The sequence below is a fragment of the Rahnella sp. ATs2 genome (genome assembly GCF_051851855.1).
GTDB lineage: Bacteria > Pseudomonadota > Gammaproteobacteria > Enterobacterales > Enterobacteriaceae > Rahnella > Rahnella variigena.
Genome location: NZ_JBLYPL010000005.1, coordinates 63358 through 82247 on the forward strand (window position 1 = coordinate 63358; position 18890 = coordinate 82247).

Annotated in this window: 15 protein-coding genes; 8 read left to right on the top strand and 7 right to left on the bottom strand. The window is 49.4% G+C overall.

What is annotated here, in order from left to right:
* Positions 1–18: 18 nt before the first annotated feature.
* From ACJY2G_RS06240 to tkt, 5 genes are all read right to left on the bottom strand, one after another.
* The gene (locus ACJY2G_RS06240; protein WP_120160975.1) at positions 19–399 is read right to left on the bottom strand and encodes a lysozyme inhibitor LprI family protein; all 381 of its coding nucleotides are present in this window, start codon (positions 397–399) and stop codon (positions 19–21) included.
* Between the two features lie 133 nt (positions 400–532).
* Positions 533–1612 carry a class II fructose-bisphosphate aldolase gene (gene fbaA / locus ACJY2G_RS06245; protein WP_112288984.1) on the bottom strand — a complete coding sequence of 360 codons (1080 nt, stop codon included), beginning with the start codon at positions 1610–1612 and terminating at the stop codon, positions 533–535.
* 129 nt (positions 1613–1741) lie between these two features.
* Positions 1742–2905 (bottom strand): phosphoglycerate kinase, encoded by a 1164-nt coding sequence (gene pgk / locus ACJY2G_RS06250; RefSeq protein ID WP_101075336.1) that lies wholly within the window; start codon positions 2903–2905, stop codon positions 1742–1744.
* 72 nt (positions 2906–2977) lie between these two features.
* Positions 2978–3994, bottom strand: a complete 1017-nt coding sequence (gene epd, locus ACJY2G_RS06255) for an erythrose-4-phosphate dehydrogenase (RefSeq protein WP_112288986.1) — start codon at positions 3992–3994, stop codon at positions 2978–2980.
* A 500-nt stretch (positions 3995–4494) separates the two neighbouring features.
* A complete protein-coding gene (tkt, locus tag ACJY2G_RS06260) occupies positions 4495–6489 on the bottom strand; it encodes a transketolase (RefSeq protein ID WP_439291546.1) in 1995 nt (664 codons plus the stop codon).
* Positions 6490–6737: 248 nt separating this feature from the next.
* Here tkt and ACJY2G_RS06265 point away from each other — a divergent pair, with 248 nt between their 5' ends.
* The 8 genes from ACJY2G_RS06265 to ACJY2G_RS06300 all read left to right on the top strand — a co-directional run bounded on the left by ACJY2G_RS06265 (position 6738) and on the right by ACJY2G_RS06300 (position 15070).
* A complete protein-coding gene (locus tag ACJY2G_RS06265; protein WP_113878237.1) occupies positions 6738–7490 on the top strand; it encodes a M48 family metallopeptidase in 753 nt (250 codons plus the stop codon).
* 546 nt (positions 7491–8036) lie between these two features.
* Positions 8037–8624, top strand: a complete 588-nt coding sequence (locus ACJY2G_RS06270) for a fimbrial protein (RefSeq protein WP_430318846.1) — start codon at positions 8037–8039, stop codon at positions 8622–8624.
* An 80-nt stretch (positions 8625–8704) separates the two neighbouring features.
* Positions 8705–9439, top strand: a complete 735-nt coding sequence (locus ACJY2G_RS06275; RefSeq protein WP_430318845.1) for a fimbrial chaperone — start codon at positions 8705–8707, stop codon at positions 9437–9439.
* A 39-nt stretch (positions 9440–9478) separates the two neighbouring features.
* Positions 9479–12097: an outer membrane usher protein gene (locus tag ACJY2G_RS06280; RefSeq protein WP_430318844.1), complete on the top strand. Its 2619-nt coding sequence runs from the start codon at positions 9479–9481 to the stop codon at positions 12095–12097.
* 32 nt (positions 12098–12129) lie between these two features.
* A complete protein-coding gene (locus ACJY2G_RS06285; protein ID WP_430318843.1) occupies positions 12130–12708 on the top strand; it encodes a fimbrial protein in 579 nt (192 codons plus the stop codon).
* Positions 12709–12739: 31 nt separating this feature from the next.
* Positions 12740–13324, top strand: a complete 585-nt coding sequence (locus ACJY2G_RS06290) for a fimbrial protein (RefSeq protein ID WP_439291550.1) — start codon at positions 12740–12742, stop codon at positions 13322–13324.
* Positions 13325–13353: 29 nt separating this feature from the next.
* Positions 13354–13956, top strand: a complete 603-nt coding sequence (locus ACJY2G_RS06295) for a fimbrial-like protein (protein WP_120160989.1) — start codon at positions 13354–13356, stop codon at positions 13954–13956.
* Entirely contained in the window at positions 13949–15070 is a 1122-nt protein-coding gene (locus ACJY2G_RS06300) for a fimbrial protein (protein ID WP_439291551.1), read from the top strand. The genes ACJY2G_RS06295 and ACJY2G_RS06300 overlap by 8 nt, the downstream gene beginning before the upstream one ends.
* A gap of 60 nt (positions 15071–15130) precedes the next feature.
* On the opposite strand, the gene ACJY2G_RS06305 is transcribed toward ACJY2G_RS06300, so the two are convergent.
* On the bottom strand, positions 15131–16591 hold the full coding sequence (locus ACJY2G_RS06305) for an efflux transporter outer membrane subunit (protein ID WP_439291592.1): 1461 nt from the start codon (positions 16589–16591) through the stop codon (positions 15131–15133).
* A gap of 269 nt (positions 16592–16860) precedes the next feature.
* A complete protein-coding gene (gene speA / locus ACJY2G_RS06310; protein WP_430318841.1) occupies positions 16861–18843 on the bottom strand; it encodes a biosynthetic arginine decarboxylase in 1983 nt (660 codons plus the stop codon).
* Positions 18844–18890: the final 47 nt, after the last annotated feature.

Sequence of the window (18890 nt, forward strand, 5' to 3'; positions counted from 1 at the left end):
CTACCTTCAGACTTCATGTTAAGGACAGCTTAAATCGCCTTCTTCGCAGTGCAGAATGTCATTAATTTCTTTGGTGCGCTGCTCGGTTTTCTGTTGCAGACAGCCGGAATAGATCATCGGCTGAACAGATCCCCCGTCAACGCCGGAAGACATAAACGCGCAGTCGTTATCACGAAATGCAATCCAGCTGCGCTGGGCTGCTTTGAATTTGGTTTGCTGCTCCGGCGAAAGCTGCGCCATTTTTTGTTTGTAGGCCTGATTTAATAACGTATCACTGCGTTTGAACTCCTGTCCGGCACAAATGTTCATATCCATCTGCGTCGTGGCATTTTTACAGTCGGTTTCAGCGGCATGAACAAAAGGTGTCAGGGCAAATAACGCGAACAACGCTATACGCATAATTTTCTCCGCCAGTGGCGTTTCCGTTAACAGGACTGACATTGTGAAGATAAAATGGGCAATAAAAAAGGGGCCGAAGCCCCTTTGACGATTATCCTCACATTCCGGTGGTCAAGCACCGGAAGCGTAAGAATTACAGTACGTCGATTGCGTTCAGTTCTTTGAATGCCAGTTCCAGGCGAGTCACCATGGAAGACTGTGCAGCACGCAGCCATACGCGCGGGTCATAGAATTTCTTGTTAGGTTTGTCCGCGCCTTCCGGGTTACCCAACTGACCTTGCAGGTAAGCTTCGTTTTTCTTGTAGAACTGCAGGATACCGTCCCAGTTAGCCCACTGGGTGTCGGTGTCGATGTTCATTTTGATAACACCGTAGCCTACAGATTCTTTGATTTCTGCTGCAGTAGAACCGGAACCGCCGTGGAAGACGAAGTTCAGGCTGTTGTGTGGCAGGTTGTGTTTCTTGCACACGTATTCCTGAGAATCACGCAGGATCGTTGGAGTCAGTTTAACGTTACCTGGTTTGTAAACACCGTGTACGTTACCGAATGACGCAGCGATAGTGAAACGCGGGCTGATAGCGTTCAGTTTTTCGTATGCGTAATCAACGTCTTGCGGCTGAGTGTACAGTGCAGATGCGTCCATATGGCTGTTGTCCACGCCATCTTCTTCACCGCCGGTGCAACCCAGTTCGATTTCCAGAGTCATGTCGATTTTTGCCATACGAGCTAAGTACTTGCTGCAAATTTCGATGTTTTCTTCCAGGGATTCTTCAGACAGGTCGATCATGTGTGAAGAGAACAGTGGCTTACCGGTTTTCGCGAAGTGAGCTTCACCTGCGTCCAGCAGACCGTCGATCCATGGCAGCAGTTTCTTCGCGCAATGGTCGGTGTGCAGGATGACTGGCACGCCGTAATGTTCTGCCATCTGATGTACGTGATGTGCGCCAGAGATTGCACCCAGGATTGCCGCGCCTTGTGGCACGTCAGTTTTCAGGCCTTTACCAGCGATGAACGCAGCGCCACCGTTAGAGAACTGAACGATAACCGGTGAACGGACTTTCGCAGCAGCTTCGAGAACGGCGTTGATAGAGTCGGTGCCTACGCAGTTAACCGCTGGCAGAGCAAATTTGTTTTCTTTAGCAATAGCGAAAACTTTCTGTACATCATCACCAGTGATAACGCCTGGTTTTACGAAATCAAAAATTTTAGACATAGTTCTTTGTCCTGTATTCGTCGGCCGTAGATGGATTGAATCGGTTTGCTATGTCGCGCGAGTTCCACTGTGCAGCCCCTCGCGCGGCAAAGAAGAACAGGAAGCCATAAGCTTCCCGCTCAGGGTTCATTACTTCTTAGCACGCTCTTCCAGCATCACAACCGCTGGCAGTGCTTTCCCTTCAACGAATTCCAGGAATGCGCCACCGCCAGTGGAGATATAGGAAATTTTGTCAGCGATACCGAACAGGTCGATAGCCGCCAGAGTGTCGCCGCCGCCTGCGATAGAGAATGCTTCGCTGTCAGCAATGGCCTGCGCCACAATCTCGGTCCCTTTACGGAAGTTAGGGAACTCGAACACGCCTACAGGACCATTCCACAGAATGGTTTTAGCGTTTTTAATGATCTCAGCCAGGCGGTTTGCTGACTCGTCGCCCATGTCGAGAATTTGTTCGTCATCTTTGATGTCTTTAACAGACTTCACAGTTGCAACGGCTGTTTCAGAGAACTCAGTCGCCACGCGAACATCTGTAGGAACAGGAATGTCGCAGGTTTCCAGCAATTTGCTTGCGGTACCGACCAAGTCTGCTTCGTACAGGGATTTACCGACGTTGTTGCCTTGCGCAGCCACGAAGGTGTTCGCGATACCACCGCCAACGATCAGCTGGTCAGCGATTTTGGACAGGGAATCCAGAACGGTCAGTTTGGTAGAAACTTTAGAACCGCCAACGATAGCCACCATCGGACGAGCCGGGTTACCCAGCGCTTTACCCAGTGCTTCCAGTTCTGCAGACAGCAGCGGACCGGCACACGCGATAGGCGCAAATTTGCCCACGCCGTGAGTAGAAGCTTGCGCACGGTGCGCAGTACCGAATGCGTCCATCACATAGATGTCACACAGGGCAGCATATTTTTTGGACAGTGCCTCGTCGTCTTTCTTTTCGCCTTTGTTGAAGCGAACGTTTTCCAGAACAACCAGCTCGCCTTCGGCAACTTCAACGCCATCCAGATAGTCTTTAGCCAGACGTACAGGAGAAGACAGTTTGTCTTTCAGGTAGTTAACAACCGGCAGCAGAGAAAACTCTTCGTTATATTCGCCTTCAGTCGGACGACCCAGATGCGAGGTAACCATCACGCGTGCGCCTTGTTTCAGGGCAATTTCGATGGTTGGTAAAGAAGCGCGGATACGTGCATCTGACGTTACTTTGCCATCTTTAACTGGCACGTTCAGATCGGCACGGATCAGTACGCGTTTACCCGCTAAATCCAGATCGCTCATCTTAATAACAGACATGGTGAATCCTCTCGTTGATTCTCTTTAAAGTTGCTTGAAGGCAATTTCGGCCAGAAGGCCGGAACAGCCGTACTAGAAACCGCTAGCGGACATTGCCAATGTTGTATCCAACATTCGGTTGGCAAAACCCCACTCGTTATCGCACCAGACAAGTGTCTTAATCAGGTGCTGTCCACTTACCCGCGTCTGCGTTCCATCTACGATGGCGCTGTGGGGATCGTGGTTAAAATCTGTCGAGACTAATGGTAGTTCGGTATAGTCAACTATACCACGAAAAGCACCTGTTGCGGCCTTTTGCAGCAGCTGGTTCACCTCGTCTACCGTCACAGAACCCTCGACAAATACGCTCAGATCAATGGCTGTGACATTGATTGTCGGCACGCGCACCGAGATCGCCTCAAAGCGATCGCAGAATTTAGGCATGATGCGCGTGATCCCTGCGGCCAGTTTGGTATCGACCGGAATGATGGACTGACTGGCAGCGCGCGTACGGCGTAAATCCGCGTGGTACGCGTCAATGACCGGCTGGTCATTCATCGAAGAATGGATGGTCGTTACCGTGCCCGACTCAATGCCGAATGCATCGTCGAGCAGCTTGATCACAGGGATAATACAGTTGGTGGTGCAGGACGCATTGGACACAATGCGGTGCTGGCGTTCGAGCAAATCGTGGTTCACACCGTAAACCACCGTGGCGTCAAGATCATGACCACCGGGATGCGCGAACAGAATTTTTTTGGCGCCAGCCGCAAGCTGGGCTTCACCGTCTTCGCGACTGCCGTAAACGCCGGTGCAATCGAGCACCACGTCAATACTCAGTTCGCCCCAGGGCAACTGGCTGGCATCAGGCTGGTGAAGTAAACGGATGGAGTCATCGCCGACGTAAAGGTTTTCACCTTCCTGGCGGACATCCCAGGCGAAGCGCCCGTGGCTGGAGTCGTATTTGAGCAGATGCGCCATGCCTTCAGGGCTGGCGATTTCATTGATGGCAATGACGGAGATTTCCGCCCGACGCCCGGATTCGTATAACGCGCGCAATACGCTACGGCCAATGCGACCAAAGCCATTAATTGCAATACGTATTGGCATACATCTCCCTGTTACACGGTTGTTACTCAATTTCAGTAACACCTATAGTAATGCAGCGTGCGTTTACGGTGAATCACCATCGTCATCTGTCAGCACGATGCGTGCAGCAGAAAAATTTCAGTTTCCGCCACGATAACAACCTGGTGACGATGTTAAGCTCAAATAGCCCGACTGAAACGGTTCAGCTGAGAATAAACCAAACCATGAATAAAAGGAATAATTCGTCAGCCGCAGAGGCATTAATCACGCCGAACGCTTAAAAAAACATCAGCCAATTCCGTGTATTCACAGTGATTTTACTTTTTCATCACTTTTTCGACAGCGATTATTCTCAAAAACCGACGGATTGAAACAGCGTCAGAATGCAGGGAGTGTAGCTGAGTCCGCAGGAGAAGGGTTTGACCTGCATCATTTCGCGCGAAACTGAGAACCTGCGCATGAAATTGCAGGCGAAAAAAAAGCACCCGAAGGTGCTTTTAAGAAACTTTAAGAAAGCGGAATTACTTCAGTAACGCCTGTGCCTGAGCAACAACGTTATCAACAGTGAAACCGAACTCTTTGAACAGCAGGTCTGCCGGAGCAGATTCGCCGAAGCTATGCATACCGACGATAGCGCCGTTCAGGCCAACATATTTGAACCAGTAATCCGCGATACCCGCTTCAACAGCAACACGGGCTGTCACGGCTTTCGGCAACACAGATTCACGGTAAGCCGCGTCTTGTTTGTCGAAGGCGTCAGTTGAAGGCATGGAAACCACACGCACTTTGGTGCCCGCAGCCGCCAGTTTATCAGCCGCTTCCACGGTGATACCGACTTCAGAACCGGTCGCGATCAGGATCACTTCTGGGGTGCCGTCGCAATCTTTCAGCACATAACCACCGCGCGCCACGTTGGCTAATTGCTCAGCAGTACGTGGTTGCTGGGTCAGGTTCTGACGGGAGAAGATCAGGGTCACCGGGCCGTCGTTACGCTCAATCGCGTATTTCCATGCCACAGCAGATTCAACCTGATCCGCAGGACGCCAGGTGCTCATGTTTGGCGTAACGCGCAGGCTGGCGATTTGCTCAACCGGCTGGTGCGTCGGGCCATCTTCGCCCAGACCGATGGAGTCATGGGTGTACACGAACACGTTGCGGATTTTCATCAGCGCAGCCATACGCACGGCGTTACGCGCATATTCCACGAACATCAGGAAGGTCGCAGAGTACGGCAGGAAACCACCGTGCAGCGCGATACCATTAGTAATGGCGGTCATACCGAATTCACGCACGCCGTAATGGATGTAGTTACCCGCCTGATCGTCGCCGATAGACTTAGAACCGGACCACATAGTCAGGTTGCTTGGTGCCAGGTCAGCAGAGCCGCCCAGGAATTCTGGCAACACTTTACCGAAAGCTTCCAGCGCATTCTGGGATGCTTTACGGCTGGCGATGTTTGCAGGGTTCGCCTGCAGCTGTTCGATAAATTTCTGCGCTTCGGTTTCCCAGTTCGCTGGCAGCTCGCCGTTTACACGACGTTTGAACTCTTTGGCCAGTTCCGGATGCGCTTTAGCGTAAGCATCAAACTTGTCGTTCCACGCGGCTTCTTTCGCTTTACCGGCTTCTTTCGCATCCCACTGTGCATAGATGTCTTGCGGGATTTCAAATGCAGCGTAATTCCAGCCCAGCGCTTCGCGGGTTGCAGCGACTTCAGCAGCACCCAATGCAGCGCCGTGAACATCGTGAGTACCGGCTTTGTTCGGTGAACCGAAACCGATCACGGTTTTGCACATCAGCAGGGATGGCTTATCAGTCACTTTATGTGCTTCTTCGATAGCCGCTTTGATGGCGTCAGGATTGTGACCATCAACACCGCGTACTACGTGCCAGCCGTAAGCTTCGAAACGTTTAGCCGTATCATCGGTGAACCAGCCTTCTACGTGGCCGTCGATGGAGATACCGTTGTCATCATAAAACGCGGTCAGTTTGCCGAGTTTCATGGTACCGGCCAGAGAACACACTTCGTGAGAAATGCCTTCCATCATGCAGCCGTCGCCAAGGAATGCATAAGTCTGGTGATCGACGATGTCATGGCCTGGTTTGTTGAACTGTGCTGCCAGCGTGCGTTCTGCAATAGCAAAACCGACGGCGTTAGCGATGCCCTGACCCAGCGGACCAGTGGTAGTTTCAACGCCAGCGGTATAACCGTATTCCGGGTGGCCCGGGGTTTTAGAGTGCAGCTGACGGAAGTTTGCCAGTTCGCTCATCGGCAGGTCATAGCCTGTGAGGTGCAGCAGGCTGTAAATCAGCATAGAACCATGACCATTGGACAGCACGAAGCGGTCGCGGTCAGCCCAGTGCGGGTTTGTCGGGTTATGGTTCAGGTAATCGCGCCACAGCACTTCGGCAATATCTGCCATGCCCATAGGGGCGCCAGGGTGGCCGGAATTCGCTTTCTGCACGGCATCCATACTAAGTGCGCGAATAGCGTTCGCAAGCTCTTTACGAGAGGACATGTTCTACTCCAGGTCGGATTAAAAAAGCAGTCAAGAAAGTCATTTTCTCAGACTCGGCATTAAAACGGCAATCTCTAATCACTCTCGTGATTAAGTTCACAAAATCCGCTTTTAAATCAGTGCGTTTTTTCGGACTTACACTATAGATCGGGTGCTGCTAAAAACCTACCTTAACGCTATCCTTACAGTCAGGGTCTTTTCGTGACTGCTTTTCAACCTTTGCTTATCTTCTCTGGGAATCTGAACTGATGAAATTTCGTCCTGTTATGTTGAGTCTTTTTGCCGCGTCGCTGGTCAGTGGCTGCGCAACCGTCAATACCGATACCTTAATGCAGTCCGGCGCGCAGGCGTATCAGGCGTATACGCTGAGCGATGCCGACGTCAAAACGCTGAGCGTGCAGTCTTGTGAGGAAATGGATAAAAAAGCACAGATTGCTCCCGACGACAGTGAATATGCACAGCGCCTGAAAAAAATCTCGGCAGCGTTGGGCGATAACATCAACGGCACGCCCGCCAACTACAAGGTGTATCTGACCAAAGACGTCAACGCCTGGGCGATGGCCAACGGCTGTATCCGCGTTTACAGCGGCCTGATGGATATGATGAACGACAATGAAGTAGAAGGCGTGCTCGGCCATGAAATGGGACACGTGGCACTCGGCCATACCCGCAAAGCCATGCAGGTGGCTTACAGCGCTACCGCGGCGCGCTCTGCGATTTCGTCACTCGGCGGTGTCAGCGCCACCCTGTCACAATCTCAGCTGGCTGATTTAGGCGAGAAATACGTGAATGCGCAGTTCTCGCAGAAACAGGAATCCGAAGCGGATGATTACTCTTTCGATTTGCTGAAAAAACGCGGCATCGACCCGACAGGTCTGGCGACCAGTTTTGAGAAACTGGCAAAACTGGATCAGGGAAGCAGCATCGGCTGGTTTGACGATCACCCTTCTTCAGAAGCACGCGCAAAACATATCCGCGAACGTATTGCTGCCGGGAAATAATCCGTCAATTGATGAGAGATGTATCGTGAGGTACATCTCTGATATCCCCCGGGCCGTTATTCTTCCTGCACATTATCACTGAGTATTCAGGTACCCGCAGGAGCCTTGATATTCTGTTTTCTTTCATAACTCCGCCTTCTCTTTACCCAGAAAATAGCACAATCATGTCTATTCTTCCTCAATAGCACAATTTGTTTATCATTTTAAGTGATCATAAATAAATACACATCACCAATTATTATGTTTATTTTTCAAAGCTTAGCTTTTTAATTAATAAAAATGATCCTGACGATCTCTGTATTTTATGACGAATATCAATCCTGAGGAAAAAATACAACATGTGCAAACTTAAACATTAAATATTGTTTACTTATTTGCACACCCCTATAGAATTATTTCGTTACATCCATTTTGCAATTCCCCTAGTTTGATCTCTGCAACATCGATATTTATACTCCGCTCAGGTAAGCCTATGAAAAAGCTTATTCAAATCACTAATCCTTTATTTTAATATTTCTGTTGTTTTAATAATGAAAAGGACATTTCATGAAAAACATTAAGACTCTCTTCCCTTTATCTGTATTTTGTCTGGCATTCGGTAGCTTATCTGCACAGGCAGCAGATGTTGGGTTAATTACGTTTGATGGTGCGGTATCTGACACGACCTGTGAAATCACCACTAACAACGGTGTTGCAGCGAATAATGTCACTATCTCCATGCCTGTTGTGACGAAAGCGGCAGTAGATGCAACAACCCGCGCAGCGGGCGGTGTCGGCGCCAAAGAGTTCGAGTTAATGCTGAATGACTGCGCAGAATCCGTGACCAAAGCCTCCGTCAGCTTCTCTTCACAGCAATTTGCAGAATTGTCGAGCGGTACGCTGAAACCAGACACCACGGTATCTGGCAGCGCGCAAAACGTCAGTGTTGCTCTTTACAACAACACAACGACCGACGTGAGCCAGGTTCTGATCGGTGATCCGACCGATGTGGCACAAAGCGTGACCCTCGTCGAGGGCCGTGGTGTATTTGCCTACAAAGCAGCCTACGTTCCAAGCGCTGACTGGTCTGCAACGAATAGTGTTCAGGCGGGTAAAGTGAATACTAACGTTACCTTTACGATGAATTACGAATAACAATTAGCGTTTATTAATGATTCAGCGTGCCCGACAAATCAATGGGTACGCTTTCATTATAAAATTTAATAGAGGGAAATATGAATTTTATACCTACACGAAAAATAATTTCATTTAGCCTTGCCGTTCTGGGGATTATTTCTTGCGATGTCAGTGCAGATGTTGTCATCTCTGGCACCCGAATTATTTATCCGGCGCAAGCGAAAGAGATCACAGTAAAACTGGATAATCGCGGAGAAAAAGCGTTGCTGGTTCAATCGTGGCTGGACGATGGTCGCGAAGATGTAAATCCGCAGGAGATGAAAATTCCTTTCCTGGTTACTCCCCCTATTTCACGTATGAACGCTAAGCAAGGCCAGACAGTGAAAATTGCCAGCCTTGGCGGTGAATTACCCAAGGATAAAGAAACTGTATTTTGGTTTAACGTGCTTGAAGTTCCCCCTAAAGCGAAAAACAACACCGATGAAAATTTGCTTCAGCTGGCTTTTCGTACCCGCATAAAATTGTTTTATCGTCCTGAGGGGCTGAAGGGTTCATCTGCTGAAGCAGCGACCGCCTTGTCATGGAAAATAGTGAGAAATGGTCCGCAAGCTTTTGCGGAGGTGAAAAATGCTTCCCCTTATTTTGTCACTGTAAATGAAGGTTTTCTGAACGCGAATGGCCGCAAGTACGAAATTGAGAAAAAAATGATCGCCCCCGATTCCACCCAGTTGATGAAAGTCGATGGGCTGACGACGCCGGTAAGCACAGGGAAGATAAATTATACCGCAATTAATGATTACGGCGGAAATATAAAATATGAAGCATCCCTTTAAATAAAACCTTTTCGCCACCTGATTAAAAACAGTAATATTATGAAAAAAAATAAAATCACAACGGGGTTATTACTGCTTCCCTTGACTATAGGCATGAGCGCTATATGGTCAACTTCGTCCGTGGCGGAAACGGCGGTTACCAATGTTAACAGTGGGGATGATGATGAAAATGTTGAGTTTGATAGTCAGTTTCTCTACAACACCTCAAACAGTGACAAAATCGACACCCGCCGTTTCAGCAAGGGAAACCCTGTTATGCCGGGCGTTTACAGCGTCGGTATTTTTATTAACGGTTCGTTAAAACTCAATTCTAAAGTTAATTTCGTTGATAACGGGACGAATACTGCAAGCCCATGTCTCACCCCAAAATTGCTTGAGCAGTTAGATATCCTCATCGATAAAGATGATGCTGCAGATATCTCGCCGGAAGACGCGGAAACAACGTGCATAAATTTGACAGAAAAACTCCCTGATTCAAAGGTCAGATTCAGTTCATCGGAACAACGGCTGGATATTATCATTCCGCAGATTTATCTTGCCAAACATCCTTCTGGATATGTAAATCCTGCTCTATGGGAAGAAGGCATTCCAGCGTTCATGCTGTCTTATGACATGAATGCCTACCGTTCAACCGCTGACGGGGAATCCCGTGACAGCGCCTACGCTGGGTTGAATTATGGCGCCAACCTCGCTGGCTGGCGCTTTCGTGCCAGAGGCTCGTCTAACTGGGATCAGGATAATGGCCTGTCCTATTCCAGCCAGGATGCTTATATTCAGCACGATATCACCGCATTAAAAGCCCAATTCGTTTTGGGTGATACGTATACGCAGGGTGATGCTTTTGATTCAATCAATCTGAGAGGATTAAGGATATTCAGTGACACCCGCATGCAGCCGGGTTCAGATAACAGCTATGCGCCAGTGATACGCGGCACCGCAAACAGTAATGCGAAAGTGACTGTCCGTCAGAGCGGCGCGGTAATTTATGAAGTGACGGTTCCCCCAGGACCTTTTGCGCTTGATGACATTAATCCTACTGGCTATGGCAACAGTCTCGACGTGACCATAGAAGAGTCTGATGGCAGTAAACGCACTTTCTCTATGCCTTTCTCTTCGGTCACGCAAATGCTGCGCCCCGGTAATGCCCGCTGGGACATAGGCTTCGGCAAACTTAACGAGAGTTCGTTCAGCGATTCCCCCGAAGTGGCGGTGCTGACAGGCTATTACGGCATCAATAATACCTTCACCGGCTATGCGGGTGTTGAGGCTATGTCATCAGACTACCTTGCCCTGCTGACGGGGGTTGCGATGAACACTTCAGCCGGCGCATTTGCCTTCGATATTACGCATTCCCGTGCAGATATCGAAAACAATGAGTCCCTTGATGGGCAGAGCTACCGGATTTCTTACAACAAGCTGTTGACCGAAACCAATACGTCACTGAATGTTGCCGCTTACCGGTTTTCAACCCAGGACTATCTGAGCTTGCGCGATGCAGCTTCACTTCAGGATGAACTCAGTCAGGATCCGGTAAATAAAGAAGAAACTTTCAAAAATTACGACAGAATGAAAAACCAGATACAAATTAATATCAATCAGCCGCTGGAATATGGTGAACAGAACTACGGTTCTCTTTATATGACGGGCAGTTGGGAATCTTACTGGAATCAGAGTAAAAAAACGTCTCAGTTCTCCGTCGGATATAATAATAGTTACCGTTGGGCAAATTACAGCATTTCGTTACAGCGTGAATATAACGAAAATGGTGATCAGGATAACCGCCTTTATATTAGCCTGAGCGTTCCTTTAGAAAACCTGTTTGCGCAGGGTAAACGTCCTGGTGGATTTACCAATCTGAATACCGGCTTAAGCACTGACTTTAAAGGTACATCGCAACTGGACATGAGCGCGGGCGGTTACAGCGAAGATAACCGTTATAACTACAGTGTTAACACGTCGTCTTCAATGGCTGATTCCCAAAATTTGAATCAGATTGGTGGATACGGAAGTTATAACAGCGCGTATGGTCCTGTGAGTCTTTCAGCCTCTTTAACCGATGACGGAGGACGGCAGGCTTCCTTTGGTTCCAGCGGAGGCATGGTGGTTCATGCTGGCGGTATTACTTTTGCACCCGGAAATATCAACGACACTGACACACTCGCGCTGGTTAAAGCCAAAGGGGCAAAAGGCACAAAAATGAGTGTGGGTGAAGGTCGTATTGACAGTAACGGGTATGCGGTCACCCCTTATCTTTCGCCTTATCAGGAAAACACGGTCGGTCTGGACATCAGCACACTAGAGACTGACGTTAATATTGTTAACACCAGCACTATTACCTATCCACGCAGTGGTTCAGTGGTATTAGTTAATTTCGAAACTGATGAAGGTCGCTCGGTTATTATGGAATTACAGCGTTCCGATAACGGTTTTATTCCTTTAGGCGCTGATGTCTTTAATGATAAAAACATCCTCGTCGGAAATATGGGGCAAGGAGGAAGGGCTTTCATTCGCGGTATCGACGATAAAGGAATACTGCATGTTGTTTGGGGAAGTGAGTCTGACCAATCCTGTCAGATTAATTACTCTATTTCAGAAAACCCGGAAAAAGTGAACCTGACGGTCATGTTAAAAAATATCGCGTGTAAAATGACACATTGATTTCTGGAAAAACAGAATAAACAGGAGGAAAAATGATAAAGGGATACAGAACATTATTATCACCATGCGCTATTTTATTTATCGGCATGAATATGACACCGGTTCACGCACAAAATGTTGATGTCACTTTTAGCGCCAACATTCTTGAAACAACGTGTGAAATGAAGCTGGAAGGCGGCTCAGGCAATGGCATCAACAACACGATCCCTATTGGCTCCGGCGGAAAGGTAAGTTTAGATAAAATCATTGCCGGAGATAATGCCGCTACCGCGACCTTCAAGATAAAAATTGTGGAATGCCCGGCAGGGATAACCTCGATTAAAACCACCATTAGGGGTACGCCATCCAGTTATGCCAATACGTTACTCGTCAACGGGACTTCAGGTGAAGGTTCCTCCTCCTTTTTGGGCGTTTCTATTGCGCGCGCCTCAGCGTCAAACCAGCCTTTTGTCATTAACTCCACAAATGACAGTCAGCGGCTGAACTGGAGCAGCGCAGAGATCAATGCAAAAGAGGTCGCCCTGATTTCAAGGCTGCAAGAAACACAAGCTAATAAAGGGACAACTGGTAATTTCAGTGCTGTTGCCACTTTTAACTTTAACTATGAATAACGTAGAAAAACACAGGTTATAGAAGATCTGCATGGAGAAAAGTAACGTGAAACCTAAAAATCTTTTACTGCTGCCGGCTGCATTCCTCATGACATTTTCAGCGCACGCGGTTGAGCTCACGCCGACAGAAAATTTAACCGCCACCTTTACTTCTACCATTGAAGCCGGGACTTGTGCTGCCCAGATTAAGAATTCATCAGGGACACCGACATCCGCCATTAACTTTAATGATGTCTATAAATCAGAACTGAAACAGAAAAGTAAAATTCAGCCTTTTAAACTGGTGTTCAGCGCGTGCTCCGGCGTGAAATCTGCTGAGATCACCGCCAACCCAACCGCAGGAACCTGTTCCGGTAGCGGAGCCAGCGGAAAATCATTTGCCAACAACGGCGGCACGGCGGCGGCCACGGCGGTAGAACTCTGGCGTAATGCCCCTGACAGCGGGACGCAGTTCAGTTGTGTCGACAGAGCCACACCGCAAACAGTCGCGCTTACCACGGCAGGCACAACACTGAATATGAATGCCCGGATGGTGATTGCAGATGGCAGTACGCTATCAAATGTCACCTCAGGGAACTTTATTGCCCCGATCACGTTTGTGATCGTCTATCAATAAATGGCTGAGCAAAGGCCAATGGAAGGGATATGATCAATCACCCGGTGAATATGAATAAAACATTATTACGCTTGTTAACGGTATTAGCCGTGGGTTTTCCTTTCGTCACCTGCGCGGAAAATGATCTCAACATGAATATACAGGCTAATATTCTCGAGACCACCTGTCAGTTAACCGTACAGAATGGCGGCGCGATTCATTTACCCACCGTCAGCGTCAATTATTTTGATGATCGCGGTTCCCCACCTGCACCAATATTACCCACCGATCAACTGGGCGGTTATCCGTTCAGTGTTACCCTGAGCGAATGCACGGATGTGATAGAGAATGTCCACTTCAGTTTCGCCCCGCAGTCAGGCAACTTCGCACCAGGCTCTAAACAGGTATTTATCAGCGAAACAGACGGTGCAGCAGATGGCGCAGATAACGTGGGTCTGGTGATATTTTCTCAGGAATACAATACCAATGTGCTGGAAACGGACGGTTCTTCCGATGTGAATTTCCCGATAAACGCCGCAACGCCCGTGGCAGAAAAAACGGACTATCACTTCTATACCCGTTATCAAAATACAGGTGCTGTTTCAGCCGGCCGGGTAACCTCAAAAGTATTAGTGAGCGTGAGCTATGAATAATCATTTATCTTTGAATGCCGTGAGTTTGCGTTCGTCTCGTTTCATCCGCACATTCACTTTTATTGCTTTATTAGTGCTAACGGGGTCTTTAGCCGTTAAACCGGCTCATGCGGAACGAGAATGTTATTTCAGGGATGCTCCCTATACCGCAACATTAAGCCTTTCCGGCTCGGTGGTTTCCGTGCTACCACACGTGACCAGTACGCAAATGATTACGGACTTAAATCAAAAAGCATCCACAACCAAGAATGCCCGTTCTGATTGCCGCACAGGTAATGACGGAGAGATTTTATATGGGATCGGCGGTAGCGTTCCACAGGCTGGCAATTATGCTAACGCTTCCCCAGACGCGGGGTTATATGCCACCAATATCCCGGGGATCCTCTACTCCGTTCAAATAAGAAGTACTAGTACCAGCACAATTCAAGCTTTTATGCCGTATTTTTCAGGTTCCAACGTACAGATGGCACAGAATACCAACGGTGAGGAAGATGCGATGGATGGAGGGGAGTGGTATGATTACTATATAGTGATTTTTCAGACCCCTCAGTTCACCGGTATTCCCGCTGGCGTAACCTCCATCCAACCGGCTACCCCAGGCTATATAGGTGGATTCAGGATCGGTGAGAATGTTAGTGGCCACGCTCGTATCGACCTGAATATAAGTACTTTCTCCTTCCCGGTGAAAACGCCAACCTGTACTTCCCTGGTCAGCAATGTGGGCGGCGGTACCATCCCGCTGGGGGATTATAGTGCAGCAAAAGTTAATTCAGGTGCTACCAGCGTGATGAAATTCAGCCTTAATGCTTCAGGCTGTACGAATGTGAATATGTTTAAGACCCGGGTAACGACGAACATTGTCGCACCAGGGAACAATATGTTATTGGGTAATTCAGTGACGTCAAATGCGGCAACCGGTGTGGGGGTGAAAATCACCACAGGTTCTGGCAGCCAGTTAAAACCTAACGACACAAATTCTGTTTACTCAGTGGCTGATTTAAATATGCCTTCATCTAAACAATTACAGTTTAACGCGCAACTGGTCGGCGATTCCAAAAGTATTTCGGTGGGAAGTTTCTCAGCTACCGGCACTTTCGTGGTTAATTATGAATAATAAAAATAGCTGAATCATGAATTATGGCGCAGTGTTTACGCTCCACGCTGCGCCATTTATTTACCCTTGCTTTTCTGCGCTTCGGTAACCGCCCCCCAGTGCGCGGGTCAGGCGAATATCCGCGCTGATCCATTGCCCCTGCAATTGAATTTTCGTCGCCTGTTCCTGCAATAATGGCAACTTCGCTTTGGCAACATCGGCACCGCTTAGGATCCCCACAGCAAATCGCTGCCTGGTCAGTTCCCACAAATGCTGGCTTCCTTTAACTACCGCTTGCTGATGCGCATTTTCGGTGGAAAGCGTCTGTACCTGACTGGCACTTTTCACCACGTCGGTTACCGCATCAACTACCGCCTTATTATACGAAGCAATGCTCAGATTGCTGCTGGTGCGCACGATATCCAGATTGGCGTTCAGCCTGCCGCTGTCAAACACCGGCAGCGTAAGCCCGGCGATAACGCCCATTTGCTGCGCAGAACTGCGGAACAAATCACTCATATGCAATGCATCGTATTGCAGGAATCCCATCAGGTTGATGCTGGGATAAAATGCAGCGTGTGCCGCGTCCACTGCGCTCAGGGAGGATTCAATCACCCAGTGCGCGGCCTGCAAGTCCGGACGGCGCGCCAGCAACTCGTAGCCGAGACGCGGCGGCAAGCTTTCCCTGACCGGCGGCAAGGCAACAGGTTTCAGATGAACCGCTGGCGATTTCAGCCCCAGCATCGCCTGCAGCGACGTTTGCAGCAATTGCAGACGCCCTTTTGACACATCGATTTTTTCGTCAATTTTCGCCATGCGGATTTTGGTGCTGGTGTCATCGACAGAAGAACGAACACCCTGTGCATAAAGTTGCTGATCAGTTTTTGCGATGATGGCTTCCTGCTCACGTAAATCCAGCGGGGTCTGATGCAGTGCCATGTAAGTCTGGATATCCCAGAACAGCTCAACGACCGCAGATGAAACCATCAGGCGCGCCTCGGCCAGTTCAGCTTGTTTCGCCTGTGAAGCCCCCAGAGCAGACTGAATTACAGCGCGGTTTTTGCCCCACAAATCAAGCTCATAACTGCTCTGCAAACCATAAGTTCCGCTGGTATACCAAGGGCCGGTCGTTCCGGCTGCCGGGTCATCCAGCGCAAACGGCCCCATCACCCCTTCTGCCGACATTTTCTGACGCTCAACATCCGCACCGAAATCCAGCTGCGGACCGCCGCTGGCTTCCTGCATCTTGATCCTGGCTTTCGCCAGTTCAACACGTTGCTGCACCACCGCTATCGAGGGCGAGTCTTTCAGTGCCTGTTCTACCAGCGCATTTAACTGCGGATTATGATAGTCCCGCCACCAGTCTGAACCCGGCCATTCATGCATGGCAGACGCCGGTATTTCCGGTGTGCGGAGCTTTGCAATGTCAGTGACTGGCAATGCCGTTTTTTCGTCATGTACCCGCGCGCATCCGCCCGCAGACAGAAAGAGAGGCAATAAAATAAACACCGATATTATCTTATTATTATAAAAACCATGAATTAATTTCAATTTAACTATTCACTCAACAAATAAAACAGACAAACAAGGAAAGAAAAATAATGCGGCGAAAGATACGGGATAAAAAGGCGGGAAAAGTGTTAAAGCGTGCTGATGGGGGATATTTGCAGGGAAATTATTGTTGTGCAGAGAATTTAGTGAGGAATTAATTCACATTTAATATGGATTATATAAATAACATTCACTTAAAAAATATAAACGCCCGAAAAAACTCGGGCGTTGCAGATTCGTTTATTACTATTTATAAACGCTTATTCATCTTCTTCCAGATACGTATAACCGTATAAACCGGATTCAAACTCTTCAACAAACTGCGCCTGCAGTTCAGCGTCCAGATCGGTTTCTTTTACCTGATCGCGGAAACGGGCCAGCAACACATTCGGATCCAGCTGTACGTACTCCAGCATGTCCGCCACGGTATCGCCTTCGTCGGACTGCTGCACTTCAATGCTGCCGTCAGGGAACACAAACACATCTACCGCTGCGGTATCGCCGAACAGGTTGTGCATGTTGCCGAGAATCTCCTGATAGGCACCGACCATAAAGAAGCCCAGCACCGGCGGATCCTCTGGATCGTACGGCGGCATTGGCATGGTCGTGGCTACACCGTCACCGTCGATATAGTGATCGATAGTACCGTCGGAATCACAGGTAATGTCCAGCAGTACCGCACGGCCTACCGGTGGCTTATCCAGACCTTCCAGCGGCAGAACCGGGAACAACTGATCGATACCCCACGCATCCGGCATAGACTGGAACAGCGAGAAGTTGACGTACAGTTTGTCCGCCATACGTTCCTGCAATTCGTCGATGATCGGACGGTGTGCGCGGTTGCTCGGATCCAGCTGATCCTGAATTTTGTTACAGATATTCAGGTAGATGTCTTCCGCCCAGGCGCGCTGGGTCAGATCCAAAATGCCGTGCGCATATTGCGAATGAACGTCGTGCAAATCCATCTGACTGTCATGCAGCCATTCACGCAATGAGCGACGGTTTTCAGGATCGTGCATTTCGTTCCAGGTATCCCACATGCTGCCCAGTGCGCGCGGCGCATCATTTTCCGGGGCAACCGGCTCTTTGAATTCGTTGCGCTCAACGCCAATCACGTTGGACACCAGCACGGTATGGTGCGCGGTCACGGCGCGGCCAGACTCGGTGATCACCGTCGGATGCGGCAGGCCATGCTCATTACAGGCGTCGCCGATACCCCAGATGACGTTGTTAGCGTATTCATTCAGTCCATAGTTCACCGAGCAGTCAGACTGCGAACGGGTGCCTTCGTAATCCACACCCAAACCACCGCCGACATCGAAGCACTGAATATTGACGCCCAGCTTGTGCAGTTCAACGTAGAAACGCGCGGACTCACGCACACCGGTGGAAATATCGCGGATATTCGCCAGCTGTGAACCCAGGTGGAAGTGCAGCAATTGCAGACTTTCCAGACGCCCTGCTTCACGCAGCATTTCGACCAGTTGCAGAACCTGAGACGCCGCCAGACCGAATTTCGATTTCTCGCCGCCGCTGGACTGCCATTTACCGGAGCCCTGCGAAGACAGACGCGCACGCACGCCCAGACGCGGGATCACATTGAGACGCTCAGCTTCTTCCAGCACCAGTTTAATCTCAGTCATCTTCTCGATAACCAGATACACCTTGTGACCGAGCTTTTCGCCGATCAGCGCCAGACGAATGTATTCACGGTCTTTGTAACCGTTACAGACGATAACGGAACGGGTCATCCCGGCATGCGCCAGAACGGCCATCAGCTCAGCTTTTGAGCCCGCTTCCAGACCCAGCGGTTCACCGGATTCCACCAGCGATTCAATCACGCGGCGGTGCTGGTTAACCTTAATCGGGTAAACCAGGAAGTAGTCACCCTCGTAGCCGAACGATTCACGCGCACGTTTGAACGCGGCGTTAATCGAACGCAGACGGTGCTGCAAAATTTGTGGGAAACAGAACAGTGCCGGCAGACGCTGACCGTCCTGCTCACGCATGTCTTTTACCAGTTGTGCCAGATCGACACGGGCAGAAGGCTCGTCAGGATCAGGGCAGACACTGATGTGGCCCAGTTCGTTGACGTCATAATAATTGTTACCCCAATAGGCAACGTTGTAAGTGCGCAGCATTTTGCTGGCATCACGATCGTTCACGGCAACCTCCTGCATGGAGCGCAAAGAAACAGTATCGCCCGCATGTGACGGACGGTGGGGCTGGATGTCATCAGACATAGGTAAATCCTCTTTCTATACTGACAACATGGCCAGCCACTATCGCA